This is a genomic window from Streptococcus sp. 10824 (assembly GCF_013276595.1).
Classification (GTDB): domain Bacteria; phylum Bacillota; class Bacilli; order Lactobacillales; family Streptococcaceae; genus Streptococcus; species Streptococcus pseudopneumoniae.
Window position 1 is genome coordinate 1 of record NZ_VMLH01000082.1, and the last position, 16,669, is coordinate 16,669.

Sequence of the window (16,669 nt, forward strand, 5' to 3'; positions counted from 1 at the left end):
CAAAACACAAGGCATGAAATTTATCAAAAAACTCCATAAAATTATCCTCCTCACCAAACAGACTTCCTACGCGTCATCCTTTAGCTTTAATCTTTCCAAAACAAACCATTTTATACTAATTCAAACCACGTCAACGTCACCTTGCCGTACTCAAGTACAGCCTGCGGCTAGTTTCCTAGTTTGCTCTTTGATTTTCATTGAGTATTAGTAACCAAAATCCAACCACATAGCCAGCTCCTAAGAAGATAGCCATTAAAGCTAGCATGGGATTCAGGAAATAAAAGACCACAACAGATACAAAGGTTAGCACAAAAACATTAAAGGCAATGGTGTCAGAAGCCAAGACTAGAATATAAGGTGTCAACCAGTCTAAGGTTTTGGAATCTAGAAAAATAAGTGTTTATACATGATGACCTCCTCTATGGCTGAAAAGCAAGCCTTTTGTTTTTTTACCCCAAGAATCTATGTAGAAAAGTGAGCAGAAATGGTAATGTTGCGAAAATATTATTGATCACATGCACCGCATAGGAAGGATAAATGCTCTTGGTATAGCGGGTCAAACTAGCAAAGATGATGCCAGATGTTGCAAAGATGAAGATATCTAACAAACTAGGCAGGCTTGAAAAATGAGGAAGAGCAAATAAAATTGACGGAAGAAGCAAATCAAGGCCAAATCTCGAATGCTTAAAAAAGGCGTGTTGCAGTAATCCTCTATAGATTAGCTCTTCCATAAGTGGAGTCAGAAAGAACAAAGTTATATAGATACCTAGCTCAGCAAAGTTGGTCCCACTATAACCGATCAATACAGCCCAACCTTCAGCAGTTGACTGAACATGTTTAGCTGTCTGAACGTTAAAAGAGATCTGGAGCACTACCACTAATACTGTCAAAATCGAATACCAAAGCCATTTTTTTCTTGGAATACGAAAAAGATAGCCGTGCCCTGTCTTAACCAGAATCCAAATCATGACTCCACTAAATAGCAAACTCAAGAAATTTTGAATCCAGACGAAATTGCCAATCTGGGAAGAAAATTGCCAATAATTTTGGACTATAAGCGTTAGCTGAGAAAGGCCAAATACGAAAAATAGGTAAGACAAGACTGCACTTATTTTGAAGACAAACTGATACTTTTTCATAGAAATTCTTCCTCATTTCTTGTATTTCAGCCTATATTCCACATAAATGAAAACCTGCTCCTATATAACCACGGTCATGATAACCGCGCGGGCAGTAACCACTTACTGGAAAAGGACCTGAATTTTTTAATATAGGAGGGTAAGAACCGAATGGACTTACCTGATTAGCGTACCCTCTATAAATATCAGATACATCCCCACCCTCTATACGAGCAAGCATTTCATTATCCATAACTGCAAATTGAGTCGTTGTTTTTGTTTCCATGAGGAATACCTCCTTTTTTATTTTTAATTTTAATTTTAATTTTTGTCTTGTTGCAACTTTGACAAGTTTAGTATATCATCGTTTATTAATTTTTTTCATCCAAATCTTGAATTGTCATCGAAACGTCTTGAATTGTTAAAAAATTTAAAAAGCAAGCATGAAAAACATACTTGCCCTAAGGGAACTTGACAATATGAAAATACAAAATAGAAAACTATGCACCCTCACTTCCGTCTGTTCTCATATATTCTCATAATCGCAACCAGGATACAGGCTGTCCCACTTGCCAAAACCAAGAGGGTAATGATAATGTTGAGAATTTCAGGCGTACTCCCTATTCTGTTGATAAGACGGACTAAAGACAATACTGTCAATAAGAGTAAAGCTACTGACCCTGTCCGAATTAAAGAAGCCATTCGGTTCTCAACCGCATATAAAAAGGATGGCAACATAACACAGGCTATAGCAATCACAAACAGGTTGCTCCCCGTTTCTTCTCCCTTGTTCACTACGGAAATCATGAGAAGATTCGATGCTATGATCAACGTAGAACAGATGATAAAATAGGATTTCTTATTCATTTAATATACCTCACATACTATGGTAAAAGTCAAACTGGACAAAAACAAACTTTAACTGTTAGCTTCTGAAAATTGAAACATTGTTTTTGTATTCACGAGGAATGCCTTTTTTTATTTTCGTCCTGTTAGAATACCGTTGCTTGTACTCCATCAAGCAACCCCATTCCATTAGATAGTATGTTGTCTAGCTCCTCCATCTTTTCATCTGAAAATGTTATTTTTCAGCGTTGATTGCTTTTTCATAGGTCGCTATCATCCTTGACAACACCATCTTCCCAAACTCTTCTCCAAGCAACTTCTTTTTCCTTGCCATTTTTTACCCCTTTATTTTACATTTTTTAGTTCTGATTGTTGTTTTTTTCTTCCTCTTCGTCTTCTTTTCTTTTATTTTCTTTATAATCGTTCAGCATTTCAAAACCTTTATCAAAAGCAAAAAAACCTAAACCTAAAGAAAACGGCGCTCCGACTATTTCTATAACTTTTGCCCACCTTGGCCCAAAATCTTCTGAAAAATAAGCAAGCGCCCCGACGGCTACAACTGCTAAAATTAAAAAATATGCTCCAAAATCTGCACCTTCTGTTACTCTAGCTTTTTCTGTTCTACTATTCTTACTCATGATAATTTTCCTTTCATTTTCGATTTTCTACTTCAGCTAATACTAACTATTTACCATTCATTTCATATACAGTTATAATCTTTTATATATAAAATAAATACACCTATTTTCTCACTCTTGTCTATAGGCAAATTCTAGCTATATGTTATTACAAACAAATAGTATCATTTCACCTGTTTACCACTATTTTTATTTGTGAATTTTTTTGTTTCACTTTAATCATTACAGAAGTTATAAAAAATGCGATAGCCATCCGAAGCAGTTGATAACTTTCTTCCTCTCCTGTTTTCGGTAATAATTTTTCATTCGAAGTAATAGATTTGCTTACATAATCAGTCCCCTTAACATCAGTTGAAGGAGTTTTATTTTCTTGAGCAACATCAAAAATAGGTTTGGGAGTTTCCAATTGATTCTTATTGTCTAACATTGCTAAATTGTCAGATTGAGTAGTTTTAGCTTCAGAAGTTGAGTTTGTACTCTCCACTTTCCCACTATTTTCACTATTAGAATTGGGGTTATCATTGGATATTTTCATTTCGGTTCTTTTTTCATCACTCATACCTTTGCTGTCGCTTACAACTTTATCACTAATACTCATGCTGTCATTTCTGGTTTTCTCATCACGGACACTTTCAGTTACTGTTTCCTCAGAAGATTTTACTGTCTCCGTTTGCTTAGGTGAGTTTCTCGAGTACATATAATCATACACCTGTTGTGCAGTTGCTCCGCCACCAACCCATCCAGATATCGGATGTCCATTTTTTAAATACAAAATTGTTGGTGTTCCTGGAATACCGACTTTTTTAAATAGAAACTCTCTCGCTTCCCCATCAAAATCCTTACCATCCAAATCATAATACTCTAACTTCTTTTCAATCAAGTTATTAAATTCTTTCAATTCAGGAGAAAATTGACGACAATGAGAGCAAGTTTTTCTACCAAAATAAATAGTATGTTCCAATTGATCCTCTGTAAAAGATTGACGAACAGCTTCAATATCTATCTTTTTAAAGTCCGTAACATTCTTCTCATACTCTTCTGGGGTTACAACAGAAGGTTTATGCTCCATCTTTTCCGTACCCGATTGTAAATCTGGCGCCACAAGAGAACTATCATTCGCCTGGGTAGATGAAGTAGTAGGCTGTTCTTCTGCATATACAAGACCTGCAGTAATAGATGCAAATACAAGTGGTACAAGTAATAGCGATTTTATCTTTTGTTTCTTCATAAGAATACTCCTTTACATTTGTTAACTTTATCTTACCTTATTTAAGATTACAAATTCATCTAAATCTTAAATGGTCATCAAAACATCTTGAATTGCAAAAACTTCATTAAAAAGGTAAGCATTCTGAAAACACTTACCCTTTTATACTTCATTAACTTCTACTTTTTATAATACTTCAACCCCCAAACGAAAGGAAGATGTTCCGTTTTTTAGCAAGAAAAGTTTTCATTTCTTTGCTCCTTTCTTTTTAGTTAAAGCAAAATAGATCATAACTGCAATCACATAGGCTATGGTATAAAATAGCTGATACCAAATACTTTCCCTAAGCGGATAAAGAAAGATGGACATGATTAGATACAAGATGAAAATGATAAGTATTTTTTTCTTCATAAAATTTCCTCCTAAATGTGTGATTTATCTTAGTTGAACAAGAATCTTTACACTGCTAGTATAGCACTCATTTTGACCTTGGATTACTCAAATCATGAATGGTCATCAAAACATCTTGAACAATAACAAGATTTTCATCTATACAAAAATAGTTATACTCAACAACAATCAAACTAAAGAACCAAATAAATATAGCTTAACATACTTTTTTTGGATTTCAAACAATACTGATAAAATTAATAATAAATCTGTGGTAGTACTTCCCATCCCTACTGCTTTCCAATTTTATAATATTATTAATTAAATAATATATGAGAAAAAACGAACAAGACTGTGTTAATAATCTATCTTATTCGTTTTATTTATTAGACTTGTTCAGAAATTATTTGAAGCAGTATTAGCTGGTTAGAAAGTGAATTTTTAACGTTCCAACCAGCCATTAGTTTCTAGTTTTCGACTCTTGCAATAAGCTAAAATAATCCTGAACAACACCTGTATATTATAGTTGCGAAGATTCAACAAAATAGCGAACAAGTCGATTATTCATTTTTTATATAAGTTTACAATAACTTTTTAACATGGAACTGGAGGTGCAGGATTCCACGAACTTTTTGGAATGCATACTGGAGGAACATATGGAGCGGGTTTTATCATCCCTCCGATACTCTTCAAAAGCCCCCAGCCGATACATCCGATATCTCCAATAAAACAGTCATCTCCACCACTAATCGTCTCTAATTCTACTTCATTCAAAGTAATATAATCAATTTTTTCCATTGTTATAATTCATTCCTTTCGTTTTACTCAAGGCACAACACAGAATGAAAAAGTGTTGTACTCTTTATTTTATAATGTTTATAATAATAGTGAGAAAACCTATCACTACTACAAATCACGGGGAGGTGAATAAGTGAGTGATATAGCCAATATCTCGCATTTTTATAGGTGTCATTCTTTCTATCAAGCACAAGAACTGTGACTAGGAGCACGTAAACTTATAACGGAATAAGCGACTCGTTTGCAAAAGAATAGTTTCTATCACTGCATAGGTCATTAAGTTATATAAATTCTTATACAATACAACACTACTATATCTATACACGAACACAGAACCACTGATGAGGATTTTTCCGGCATTGATTCGTAAAATCATCAATTGCTGTATCAACAATGCTACCTGCAACATAGCCTAACCCTGCCCAAAACAAAGCATCGTCAACTCCAAATATTCCTCCCTCTATCCTATCAAGCATTTCAGTATCCATAATCTCAAATTGTTCCATCATTTTTGTATCCATGACAAATACTCCTTTTTTATTTTTAATTTTTGTCCTGTTGCAACTTTGACAATCTCAGTATAGCACTATTTGTTAAAGTTTTTCATCCAAATCTTGAATTGTCATCGAAACATCTTGAATTGTAAAAAAATTAAAAAAAGCAAGCATGAAAAACATACTTTCCTCTTTATATTGTCTTGATACCGACTTGTTTGTAGACTTTTCATTCTGCTATCACATATCATTTTGACATGCTAAACAAAATTAAAGTAACTCCCCTGTAAATTAAGCTAGCAAATACAGGGGAGAAATTTATTTTTTAGGGGGTACTATCCGTATCCTTTTTGGGAGATTTTGAAAATATTTTTCTAATTAAATCATCCATATAAGGACCAAATATACCAACTACTAAACCAATAATAAAACTTTTAAAATCCATAATTACCACCAACATGTTGCTGCATAAGCCACACCTCCAAGTATAGCTCCTCCCGCAGCACCAGTTGCTGCACCTTGCCATGTTTTTGTTTTAATTCCTAGCTGAAGACCTCGTGCTGCTCCTCCTCCAACACCTGCTTTGGCAAAATCTCCCCAATTGCATCCGCCACCTTCAACGCAAGCAAGCATTTCAGTATCCATAATCTCAAATTGTTCCATCATTTTTGTATTCATGACAAATACTCCTTTTTTATTTTTAATTTTTAATTTTTAATTTTTGTCCTGTTGCAACTTTGACAAGTTTAGTATATCATTGTTTTTTAAAATTTTTCATCCAAATCTTGAATTGTCATCGAAACGTCTTAAATTAGCTTTTTTATTTAAAACCACCTCTAAAATTTTTTTAAAAGATAATTTCTAATCACTTTTTTACCATTCAGGAAGTTTCAATGACTATTCAAGATTTCATAAAATATGAACTTATTTTTATGGCATAATATACCTATCTACTATATGAAAGGAATTGCCAATGACTTCTTATAAACGTACATTTGTTCCTCAAATAGATGCTAGAGACTGTGGTGTTGCTGCCTTAGCCTCGATTGCTAAATTCTATGATTCAGATTTTTCTCTAGCTCACTTGAGAGAACTTGCAAAGACCAATAAAGAAGGAACGACTGCTCTTGGCATTGTAAAAGCCGCTGATGAAATGGGCTTTGAAACAAGACCTGTTCAAGCAGATAAAACGCTCTTTGACATGAGTGATGTCCCCTATCCATTTATCGTTCACGTTAACAAAGAAGGAAAACTCCAACATTACTATGTTGTCTATCAAACAAAGAAAGACTATCTGGTTATTGGTGATCCTGACCCTTCTGTAAAAATCACTAAAATGTCAAAAGAACGCTTTTTCTCTGAATGGACTGGAGTAGCTATTTTTCTAGCTCCCAAACCCAGCTATCAACCCCATAAAGATAAAAAAAATGGCCTACTAAGCTTCCTTCCTCTGATTTTCAAACAAAAATCTCTCATTGCTTACATTGTTCTCTCAAGCTTATTGGTCACGATTATCAATATCGGTGGTTCTTATTATCTCCAAGGAATCTTAGATGAATACATCCCAAATCAGATGAAATCAACTTTAGGAATCATCTCAGTTGGTCTGGTTATCACCTATATCCTCCAACAAGTCATGAGCTTCTCCAGAGATTATCTCCTAACCGTTCTGAGCCAGAGATTAAGCATTGATGTGATTTTATCCTATATTCGCCATATTTTTGAACTTCCTATGTCTTTCTTTGCGACACGTCGTACAGGAGAAATCATTTCACGGTTCACAGATGCTAACTCTATTATAGATGCCTTGGCTTCTACCATTCTATCTCTTTTTCTGGATGTTTCTATTCTGATTCTTGTAGGGGGAGTCTTACTGGCACAAAACCCTAATCTCTTCCTTCTTTCTCTTATTTCCATTCCTATATACATGTTCATCATCTTTTCTTTTATGAAGCCTTTCGAAAAAATGAACCATGATGTCATGCAAAGTAATTCTATGGTTAGCTCTGCCATTATCGAAGATATCAACGGGATTGAAACTATCAAGTCGCTCACGAGTGAAGAAAATCGCTATCAAAATATAGACAGCGAATTTGTAGATTATTTGGAAAAATCCTTTAAGCTCAGTAAATATTCTATTTTACAAACGAGTTTAAAGCAGGGAACAAAATTAGTTCTGAATATCCTTATCCTATGGTTTGGCGCTCAATTAGTCATATCTAGTAAGATTTCTATCGGTCAGCTGATTACCTTTAACACACTTCTTTCTTACTTTACAACTCCTATGGAAAATATTATCAACCTCCAAACCAAACTCCAATCTGCGAAGGTCGCTAATAACCGTTTGAACGAAGTCTATTTAGTCGAATCGGAATTTCAAGTTCAAGAAAACCCTGTTCATTCACATTTTTTGATGGGCGATATTGAATTTGATGACCTTTCTTATAAGTATGGTTTTGGACGAGATACCTTAACAGATATTAATCTCACGATTAAACAAGGAGATAAGGTTAGCCTAGTTGGAGTTAGTGGTTCTGGTAAAACAACTTTAGCCAAAATGATTGTCAATTTCTTTGAACCCTACAAAGGACATATTTCCATCAATCATCAGGATATTAAAAACATTGATAAAAAAGTCTTGCGCCGTCATATTAATTACCTACCCCAACAAGCCTATATCTTTAATGGCTCTATTTTGGAAAACTTAACTTTGGGTGGTAATCATATGATTAGTCAAGAAGATATTCTAAGAGCTTGTGAATTAGCTGAAATCCGTCAAGACATTGAAAGAATGCCTATGGGCTATCAAACTCAGCTCTCTGATGGAGCTGGTCTATCAGGAGGACAAAAGCAACGAATCGCTCTCGCTCGTGCTCTTTTAACTAAAGCTCCTGTTTTAATACTGGATGAAGCTACTAGCGGTCTTGATGTCTTGACTGAGAAAAAAGTTATAGATAATCTTATGTCCCTAACTGATAAAACCATTCTCTTTGTAGCCCATCGTCTCAGTATAGCCGAACGAACTAACCGTGTCATTGTTCTTGACCAGGGGAAAATCATTGAAGTTGGTAGTCACCAAGAGTTAATGCAGGCGCAAGGCTTCTACCATCATCTATTCAATAAATAAGGAGAATGTCATGAATCCTAATCTTTTTAGAAGCGTCGAGTTTTATCAGAGACGTTACCATAACTATGCGACAGTGTTAATTATACCTCTTTCATTACTGTTTACTTTCATCTTGATTTTCTCCCTTGTCGCTACAAAAGAAATTACTGTCACTTCCCAAGGAGAAATCGCCCCTACAAGTGTCATTGCATCTATTCAGTCAACAAGTGATAATCCTATCCTAGCTAATCATTTAGTGGCAAATCAAGTAGTTGAAAAAGGTGACTTACTCATCAAATACTCTGAAACAATGGAAGAAAGTCAGAAAACTGCCTTAGAAACTCAATTACAAAGACTTGAGAAGCAAAAAGAAGGACTTGGAATTTTGAAACAAAGCTTAGAAAAAGCGACTGATCTTTTTTCTGGCGAGGATGAATTTGGCTACCATAATACCTTTATGAATTTTACTAAACAAGCTCATGATATTGAACTGGGTATCTCAAAGACTAACACTGAAGTTTCAAATCAAGCTAATCTTGCCAATAGCAGTTCATCAGCCATCGAACAAGAAATTACAAAAGTTCAACAACAAATTGGAGAATATCAAGAGCTGAGAGATGCTATCATAAATAAAAGGGCTCGCTTACCAACTGGCAATCCGCACCAGTCAATTTTGAATCGTTATCTTGTAGCCTCTCAAGGACAAACACAAGGAACTGCGGAGGAGCCATTTTTATCTCAAATTAATCAAAGTATTGCAGGTCTGGAATCATCTATCGCAAGCCTCAAAATTCAGCAAGCTGGTATCGGAAGTGTAGCAACTTATGATAACAGTTTAGCAACCAAAATTGAAATACTCCGCACTCAGTTTTTACAAACAGCCTCACAGCAACAACTAACCGTGGAGAATCAATTAACAGAATTAAAAGTACAGCTAGATCAAGCGACACAGCGCTTAGAAAACAATACCTTAACCGCCCCAAATAAAGGTATCATTCATCTGAACAGTGAATTTGAAGGTAAAAATAGAATTCCAACTGGTACAGAAATTGCTCAAATATTCCCTATCATCACAGATACAAGAGAAGTACTAATCACTTACTACGTAGCTTCTGACTATCTACCTCTACTAGATAAAGGACAAACTGTAAGATTAAAACTGGAGAAGATTGGAAATCACGGCATTACCATCATCGGCCAACTTCAGACAATTGATCAAACTCCTACCAGAACAGAGCAAGGCAATCTCTTTAAATTAACCGCTCTTGCAAAACTATCTAATAATGATAGTAAACTCATCCAATACGGCTTACAAGGTCGCGTCACTAGTGTAACTGCAAAGAAAACATATTTTGATTATTTCAAAGATAAAATTTTAACCCATTCTGATTAATTTTCAGATAACACTCTATAACTATTTATTATCTTATCAAAAAGGAGAATCATAACATGGATAAGAAACAAAACCTAACTTCATTTCAAGAACTAACAACTACTGAACTCAACCAGATTACAGGTGGAGGACTGTGGGAAGATATCTTATACAGCCTTAATATAATTAAGCATAACAATACGAAAGGACTTCATCATCCAATACAACTATAAAAAATAAGACCGAGTAACAAGAACTCTCGGTCTTATTTTTTTCATCATTCTGTAGGTATCATAGTAAGCACCTGACGAAAGACTTGATCTTGACAGGTAGTATTTAAACTGGCATTGGGATAACTTTCCACAATCTTCATAACGGTATAGAGACCGACACCTCTCTCCTCCCCTTTAGAACTAACTCCAAAGGAGAAGATTTCAGAAATATCTATGCCCTCTTCTTTGATGGAATTTTCGATGATGAAGGTCTCCTGTGCTCCACTTTTTAAAAAGGCAATTGAAACATGAGGTTGACCGGCCTCTGCACTCGCTTCAATAGCATTATCACAAAGGATAGACACAATGGTTAGAAAATCAAGTAGGCTCATCCCCTCAACCTGAATCTCTTCAGGAACTTCGACATTAAAGACAATGTCCTTTTCTCTAGCTTTTATAAATTTTCCAGCTAGGAGACTTTTGAGGGCACGATCCCGAACATTCACCAATCGGCCAAGGTCATATTTATTGTCCTGCAATTTTTTACTAGAATCCTTTAAGACCAAGTCATAGACCTCTTTTATCTGCTCCATATCCTCCTCTTCAATACCCAGACGTAAACTGGTCAAGAGGTTGGTGTAGTCATGGCGAAAACTCCTTACTTCCTTGTAAAGTTCCTCTATATGCCGACTATAGCGTTCCATATCTCTATAGCGCAAGACCTGCTCTTGGTCCAGTCTATCATGGAGTTTGTCCTTCAAATAGGTATCCAATTTCTTGATAACCCCCATAAAAAATAGGAGGTAGAACACTAGGATGAGATGGCGAACAGTCGTTGATTGAATACCTTGCTCATATTCAAAGTAAGACAGACTTTGTATCACCAAATAGTAAGCCCCCATTATCCAGTTAATCTTAGTCAGGGACTTTTGAAAACCTGTATCGAGAATCTCCCTTCTCAAACTAGTAAAATCATAGTCCAACCATTTCAAAAAGGCTAGAGAAATGAAGAAATTGAAAATTATTATACATAACCCAGTAAATGAGTAGCCATCATATACTTGCCCTTGTCCCAAAAATGGAAGCACAAAATAGGAGACTCCTCTATAAAAGAGATTCACCAATATCATTGGAAAGAGACCATAAAAGAAAAGGAGTTTTTTAGGAAGCCCTCTTAACAATAAGAAAGACAAGCATATGCCGTACAAGGGTTCCATAAAATAAGATAGGTAAACATTTCCTACCATATAGCCAATCATTACAAAAACAAAGGCCAACAGTATCTTCAAAAGAAAGGCTTTAAAAATCCTCTCGAAAGTAAGATTAATTCCATCTACCTTAAAGAAAATGACAATTTCTAGCCCATTAGTAATAAGTGTATGCAATAATATCCAAACAATATTCATAAACTCTCCTAGTTCAGTGTAAGTTATTAATAGCCTCAGACACTTCCCTGACCTTATAACGCGCGATCAGACAACTTCCACCATTGGGAAAGAAAAGCAGTTTTTCTTTCTTATCCAAATGTATCACATTGGCTGGATTGATGAGAAAAGAGCGATGACACTGCAGGAGACGAGGCTCCTGCTTGAGAATCTCCTCTAAACTCGCTGTAAATTCCAGCCTGTCTGTCTTGGTATAGAGAATAACACGATGGGCTCTGGGCGATGTTTCAAGATAATAAACCTCTTTAAAAGGATACTGGAATTGGGCAAATTTTGATTTAAAGTAAAAGCAATCTTCCGCCAGACTTTTACTGTCTTGACTATTGGCATAGAGAAGGGCTGTCTCGATACGAGATTCAAACTCCTCTGCTGACAAGGCCTTATCAATGTAGTCCAAAGCAGACACTTGGTAGCGAAAGGACAGAGGCATAAACTCCGAGTGAGTCGTCACAAAGACAATCAGGGCATACGGATCCTGACCCCGAATCTTTCTAGCCACCTCTAAGCCTTTCATCTCCTCATTTCGAATCTCAATATCCAAAAAGAATAGCTGATGGGCTCCCTTCTCATGCACCTCTGCCAGCAGTTGGTCTGGCTTACCAAATACCTCAAAAGAGCTAGGAATGATCTGATGTTCTTGCAAGAGTTTCTCAATCGTCGTTTCAATCCTAGTCTGTTGGGAAAAATTATCTTCTAAAACAAATATTCTCATCTTCTTACTCTCCTTCTTTCAACCATTTTTGACGAATTTCTCTATAGCGACGTCTGGCATACTTGACAGCGTATTGACCTTCTTCTCCAAGAAAAAGGATTCTTTCTTGAAAATCAATCGATTTTACTTTATCAAGATTAACCAAACAATTTCGATGACATCTCATCAAGGTTTCCCCATATTGGTTCTCAAGATTACTTAAATTTTGAACCATATTAAAACTAGCTTCTTTTGTAACAATCTGTACGGTATGGGCTTTAGTTGGATGCGTTTGGATATAGTAGATATCGTCGACGTTTACTTTATAGACCGTTTTCTGTGTCTGAATAATCATATGTTTCATTGGATTCTCCTCCTAAGAAAAGAATAACAGAAAAGGTCTAGCCCAAGCCCACCAAATCCTAAACAGTCTTTGAAAGCTCCTAAAAGGATTATTTTTCTACAACATCATGATGGGCTTACCACTATTTTATCATAAAATCTTAACAGTACCATTCAGGAAATTTCAAGGACAATTAAAGATTTTATGGTGAAAAAGGAGATAAAAGTGATAAACTGACAGTATCAAAACACAGTTGCTAGAAACAAGACTAGCACCCAGATTAAAGGAGGAATTCTCATGACAGATACAGACCCAATTAAAACTGCTCAGGCACTGATTACTGACTTAAACCAAGCCTACCAAGCATGCAAACAGGCAAAAGCTGACGACGTCCGCTTTCAGGAGCAATTAAACTCTATTCTTGGCTTTCTAGCCAAGGCTGAAACAGTGGATAATCGATTCTTGATTGAACTGGAAAAATTTTACCAGACTTCCAGTCTTCTCATGGGACTCAGCGCCCTCGATCCAGATGCTCCAACTCGCGCCGCTTGGCGGGCCTATGACCGCTTCCACTTTGACCAAGTCAAGACCAAGTTGAGTCTCTACGGACCAACCATTATCCTGTAGAAAATAAAAGAAGTTGAGACAAACTGAACTCAACTTCTTTTTAGTGTCATATAGGCAATGTTAGTCCTGCATCTGACGTTTTACCTGATAAGGTAGGTACAAGACTAGTAAAACCAAACCAGCTCCCAGTAAGGCTAGAAGGGCTAGTTTTTCTTGGAAGGTAATCAACCCAACAACTAATTCCACTACTAAGACCAAACTGGTCAATCCTCTGACCACTGCCTGCAAGCCTTTTTCCTTTTGCCCCTTGTCCAGCGGAAAGAGTTGGGTCAAATACTGGTAGTCAAAGGCATGATAGAGGGCCAGCAACTGGAAGAGCAAGAGGTAGTTAAAGAGAACTACCACTGCTGTCGCAATCCAAGCTTGCTCAATAAAAACCTGCGCCAGCAAGGAAAGTAAGAGCAAACGGAGACTGAGCGCAAAGAGGTCTCCATTTCGCAGATAAGAACGCAGATAGAGATTTTGCCAAATCTTTCCAGGCACCTTCTGAACAACCTTTAGGATAAAGTCCAGATAGGCACGACGCTTGACGCTGTTTGAAATTCCCTTGACCTGGGTAAAGAGGGCAAAGAAACGAAGCAAGACTTGCTTACGCTTGCTTTCTTGGGAAATGACATAGTCCCAGTCCAGTCCAGTTTCCGTGAAAAATTTGCTGGCCTTTTGACGAAAGAGGAAATATTTACCTAACCCAAACAAAAGCACATAGACCAGAAAAACTGGTAAGCCATAACCCATGGCTAAAAATAAGGGCGCAAATAACAGCAAGAAAAGGGTCTGGACAAAGAGCCAAAAGACTAGGGAAATGCCAGTTTGACGCTTGAGATGGAGTTTGATTTCCTCTTCTCCGACTAAGAGAAAGAGCTTGTCTGGAGCCTCCATATAGGTGGCAATTCCACCCCAAAGCAACAGTAAAACAGAGGTAATTCCTACAAACAAAAGGATAGGCCAATGATTTTCAGGAAAATCTTGCAAGAGTTGACTGTACTGGTAGGCTAAAAAGCCCAGCAGAACAAGCAGGAACAAGACAAAGTGGTCATTGAGAACATAGCGCAGATAACCGACACACTCCTTACGAAAAGCCTGCTTTCTTTTTAAAAACAAGTCTTTCATAGCTCCTCCTCTTTGGTCAGAGCCAAGTAAATATCATTCAAACTAGCCTCAGGCATGTTAAAGGCTTCGCGCAGTTGCAGGAGATTTCCCTTGGCACGCACCTCTCCCTTATGAAGAATAACAAAGGCATCACACATCTTCTCCGCCGAATCTAATACGTGAGTACTCATGAGAATGGACTTGCCCTTTTGCTTTTCCACTTCCAAAAGCTGAATCAAGTCCGCAATCGCCAACGGATCGAGACCAAGGAAAGGCTCATCCACGATAAAAAGACTCGGATCCACCACAAAAGCACAAATAATCATGACTTTCTGCTTCATCCCTTTTGAAAAATGAACAGGGAACCAATCTAATTTCTGATCCAGACGGAACATTTTTAACAAAGGTTCTACTCGCTCAAAAGCCACCTTTTGCTCAATACTATAAGCCATAGCAACCGTTTCGATATGCTCTCTGAGGGTCAATTCCTCATACAAGCTAGGTGTCTCAGGAATGTAGCCAATTTGCTTGCGGTAACTTGTCGCATCTTCTTGCAGGGTCAAGCCGTTGATATTGATGGAGCCACTATAAGGTGTCAACAGACCGATAATCTCATTAATAGTCGTCGATTTCCCAGCACCATTGAGACCAATCAAACCGACCAGCTGCCCGCTTTCAACAGTAAAGGACACATCTTTCAAGACAGGGACATGAACATAGCCACCTGTCAGGTTTTTAATTTCTAACATATTTTCTCCAAATCTGGTATAATGTAGCTATATTATATCAAAATTCAATACAGTAGAGGTAGATTTTATGTCAGATTGCATTTTTTGTAAAATCATCGCAGGGGAAATTCCTGCTTCAAAAGTATATGAAGATGAGCAGGTTCTTGCCTTTCTTGATATCTCTCAAGTGACACCCGGACACACCTTGGTCGTGCCAAAAGAACACTATCGCAATCTTTTGGAAATGGACGCTACTAGCGCCAGCCAACTCTTTGCCCAAGTACCAAAAGTAGCTCAAAAAGTCATGAAAGCTACCAAGGCTGCTGGTATGAATATCATTGCCAACTGTGAAGAAATCGCTGGTCAAACAGTCTTTCATACCCACGTTCACCTCGTGCCTCGCTACAGTGCGGACGATGACCTCAAGATTGATTTTATCGCCCACGAACCAGACTTTGACAAACTTGCTCAAGTCGCTGAAACCATCAAAAACGCCTAAGGAGTTGCCATGAAATTATCCAACCTACTGCTATTTGCAGGAGCTGCAGCCGGAAGTTATCTGGTCACAAAAAATCGCCAAACCATCACAGATGAAGTCTTGAATACAACTGACCGCGTTCAAGCTATCAAGGATGATGTGGATATTATTCAAAACAGCCTGCAAATCATCGACCAGCAAAAAGAACTTATCAAGGAATATCAAGAAGACTTGACTTACAAGTTTAAGATCTTGGAAAAGGATATCCAGACTAGACTAGCTGTGATCAAAGAAACACAGGAAATAGAAGATAAGTAAAAAGAGCCAAACGGCTCTTTTTAAAACGTAAACAAGTTATATCCCATCAACTATACATCATAATTTAGGTAACTCATACTCAATAAAAATCAAAGAGCAAACTAGAAAGCTAGGCGCAGGCTGCTCAAAACACCGTTTTGAGGTTGTAGACAAGCCGACGCTGACGTGGTTTGAGGAGATTTTTAAAGAGTATCATTCACCATTTCACAACTAAATCGAAGATTTTCCGCCGTACTGAAAACGAGTCTGGGATAAAAGTCTAATCTTCAATATAAAAAGCGAACAAAACGAGTTATCTGACACTCAGAATTCTGTCTTGTTCGCTTTTTTATCTAATCTATCGATTTTTAAAATTTATAATAAAGAATTCCTGAAATCAAAATCTTTTTGTCTCAGACTCGTCCGGAAACTTTGAGACCTAGGCTCAAAGTTTAGGTATGGAACTTCGAAGAAGATCGCTACCGTCCGTCATTACTTAAGGAAAGTCTTAAAAAATCTATAAACAAAAAGAGCCACTCGGCTCTTTTTGTTTATACTCAATGAAAATCAAAGAGCAAACTAGGAAGCTAGCCGCAGGCTGTACTTGAGTACGGCAAGGCAACGCTGACGTGGTTTGAATTTGATTTTCGAAGAGTATTATTCTCCTTCAAAGGCATCTTTAATATGGTCAAAGAAGCCCTTTTTCTTTGGATTGACTTTTAAATCACCAGCAGCTGCAAATTCTTTCAAGGCTGCTTTTTGACGATCGTTCAAGCCTGTTGGTGTTACG

21 protein-coding genes and 1 pseudogene are annotated in these 16,669 nt (G+C 37.0%); 6 read left to right on the forward strand and 16 right to left on the reverse strand.

Annotation, left to right across the window (positions count from 1 at the left end; genetic code table 11):
- Positions 1-175: 175 nt before the first annotated feature.
- The 10 genes from blpZ to blpU all read right to left on the reverse strand — a co-directional run bounded on the left by blpZ (position 176) and on the right by blpU (position 6,169).
- Positions 176-364 carry an immunity protein BlpZ gene (gene blpZ, locus HT701_RS07695; protein ID WP_172931390.1) on the reverse strand — a complete coding sequence of 63 codons (189 nt, stop codon included), beginning with the start codon at positions 362-364 and terminating at the stop codon, positions 176-178.
- Positions 365-449: 85 nt separating this feature from the next.
- The gene (locus HT701_RS07700) at positions 450-1,139 is read right to left on the reverse strand and encodes a CPBP family intramembrane glutamic endopeptidase (RefSeq protein ID WP_172931391.1); all 690 of its coding nucleotides are present in this window, start codon (positions 1,137-1,139) and stop codon (positions 450-452) included.
- A 31-nt stretch (positions 1,140-1,170) separates the two neighbouring features.
- A complete protein-coding gene (locus HT701_RS11875) occupies positions 1,171-1,404 on the reverse strand; it encodes a ComC/BlpC family leader-containing pheromone/bacteriocin (RefSeq protein ID WP_050222911.1) in 234 nt (77 codons plus the stop codon).
- 224 nt (positions 1,405-1,628) lie between these two features.
- On the reverse strand, positions 1,629-1,985 hold the full coding sequence (locus HT701_RS07710; RefSeq protein WP_080564688.1) for a hypothetical protein: 357 nt from the start codon (positions 1,983-1,985) through the stop codon (positions 1,629-1,631).
- Positions 1,986-2,323: 338 nt separating this feature from the next.
- Positions 2,324-2,602 carry a hypothetical protein gene (locus tag HT701_RS07715; RefSeq protein WP_000042206.1) on the reverse strand — a complete coding sequence of 93 codons (279 nt, stop codon included), beginning with the start codon at positions 2,600-2,602 and terminating at the stop codon, positions 2,324-2,326.
- A gap of 169 nt (positions 2,603-2,771) precedes the next feature.
- Positions 2,772-3,830 (reverse strand): thioredoxin domain-containing protein, encoded by a 1,059-nt coding sequence (locus HT701_RS07720; protein WP_172931392.1) that lies wholly within the window; start codon positions 3,828-3,830, stop codon positions 2,772-2,774.
- Between the two features lie 963 nt (positions 3,831-4,793).
- Complete coding sequence (locus HT701_RS07725) at positions 4,794-4,997, reverse strand: hypothetical protein (protein WP_000411016.1); 204 nt, start codon at positions 4,995-4,997, stop codon at positions 4,794-4,796.
- Positions 4,998-5,314: 317 nt separating this feature from the next.
- Positions 5,315-5,518, reverse strand: a complete 204-nt coding sequence (locus HT701_RS07730) for a bacteriocin class II family protein (protein WP_172931393.1) — start codon at positions 5,516-5,518, stop codon at positions 5,315-5,317.
- A gap of 298 nt (positions 5,519-5,816) precedes the next feature.
- Positions 5,817-5,936 (reverse strand): PncF family bacteriocin immunity protein, encoded by a 120-nt coding sequence (locus HT701_RS07735; protein WP_001829206.1) that lies wholly within the window; start codon positions 5,934-5,936, stop codon positions 5,817-5,819.
- Positions 5,937-5,938: 2 nt separating this feature from the next.
- On the reverse strand, positions 5,939-6,169 hold the full coding sequence (blpU, locus tag HT701_RS07740) for a bacteriocin-like peptide BlpU (RefSeq protein ID WP_172931394.1): 231 nt from the start codon (positions 6,167-6,169) through the stop codon (positions 5,939-5,941).
- 295 nt (positions 6,170-6,464) lie between these two features.
- Between blpU and blpA the strand changes: the two genes are divergently transcribed.
- The 3 genes from blpA to blpC are packed head-to-tail and all read left to right on the forward strand — an operon-like array spanning position 6,465 to position 10,202.
- Positions 6,465-8,618: a peptide cleavage/export ABC transporter BlpA gene (blpA, locus tag HT701_RS07745; protein WP_138705440.1), complete on the forward strand. Its 2,154-nt coding sequence runs from the start codon at positions 6,465-6,467 to the stop codon at positions 8,616-8,618.
- Positions 8,619-8,628: 10 nt separating this feature from the next.
- On the forward strand, positions 8,629-9,990 hold the full coding sequence (locus tag HT701_RS07750) for a bacteriocin secretion accessory protein (RefSeq protein WP_172931395.1): 1,362 nt from the start codon (positions 8,629-8,631) through the stop codon (positions 9,988-9,990).
- Between the two features lie 56 nt (positions 9,991-10,046).
- Entirely contained in the window at positions 10,047-10,202 is a 156-nt protein-coding gene (blpC, locus tag HT701_RS07755) for a quorum-sensing system pheromone BlpC (RefSeq protein WP_000358814.1), read from the forward strand.
- 44 nt (positions 10,203-10,246) lie between these two features.
- On the opposite strand, the gene HT701_RS07760 is transcribed toward blpC, so the two are convergent.
- Genes HT701_RS07760 through HT701_RS07770 form a run of 3 tightly spaced genes read right to left on the reverse strand, consistent with a single transcriptional unit; the run spans position 10,247 to position 12,681 of the window.
- A complete protein-coding gene (locus HT701_RS07760; protein WP_050276814.1) occupies positions 10,247-11,587 on the reverse strand; it encodes a sensor histidine kinase in 1,341 nt (446 codons plus the stop codon).
- 13 nt (positions 11,588-11,600) lie between these two features.
- Positions 11,601-12,338, reverse strand: a complete 738-nt coding sequence (locus tag HT701_RS07765) for a LytTR family DNA-binding domain-containing protein (protein WP_138705436.1) — start codon at positions 12,336-12,338, stop codon at positions 11,601-11,603.
- 4 nt (positions 12,339-12,342) lie between these two features.
- Positions 12,343-12,681, reverse strand: a complete 339-nt coding sequence (locus HT701_RS07770) for a LytTR family DNA-binding domain-containing protein (RefSeq protein ID WP_050261116.1) — start codon at positions 12,679-12,681, stop codon at positions 12,343-12,345.
- Positions 12,682-12,957: 276 nt separating this feature from the next.
- Between HT701_RS07770 and HT701_RS07775 the strand changes: the two genes are divergently transcribed.
- Positions 12,958-13,287: a helicase BlpT gene (locus tag HT701_RS07775; RefSeq protein WP_138705435.1), complete on the forward strand. Its 330-nt coding sequence runs from the start codon at positions 12,958-12,960 to the stop codon at positions 13,285-13,287.
- A gap of 60 nt (positions 13,288-13,347) precedes the next feature.
- Here the strand turns inward: HT701_RS07775 and HT701_RS07780 are convergent, their stop codons facing one another.
- Entirely contained in the window at positions 13,348-14,397 is a 1,050-nt protein-coding gene (locus HT701_RS07780; RefSeq protein ID WP_138704682.1) for an ABC transporter permease, read from the reverse strand.
- Positions 14,394-15,125, reverse strand: a complete 732-nt coding sequence (locus HT701_RS07785; protein WP_138704681.1) for an ABC transporter ATP-binding protein — start codon at positions 15,123-15,125, stop codon at positions 14,394-14,396. Before HT701_RS07785 ends, HT701_RS07780 begins: the two co-directional genes overlap by 4 nt.
- 67 nt (positions 15,126-15,192) lie before the next feature.
- Between HT701_RS07785 and HT701_RS07790 the strand changes: the two genes are divergently transcribed.
- Both HT701_RS07790 and HT701_RS07795 read left to right on the forward strand, forming a co-directional pair.
- Complete coding sequence (locus HT701_RS07790) at positions 15,193-15,603, forward strand: HIT family protein (protein ID WP_001278317.1); 411 nt, start codon at positions 15,193-15,195, stop codon at positions 15,601-15,603.
- A gap of 9 nt (positions 15,604-15,612) precedes the next feature.
- The gene (locus tag HT701_RS07795; protein ID WP_138705434.1) at positions 15,613-15,900 is read left to right on the forward strand and encodes a hypothetical protein; all 288 of its coding nucleotides are present in this window, start codon (positions 15,613-15,615) and stop codon (positions 15,898-15,900) included.
- Between the two features lie 636 nt (positions 15,901-16,536).
- On the opposite strand, the pseudogene HT701_RS07800 reads toward HT701_RS07795, so the two are convergent.
- Positions 16,537-16,669 (reverse strand): annotated as a pseudogene (locus tag HT701_RS07800) (molecular chaperone DnaJ); the annotation flags it as partial.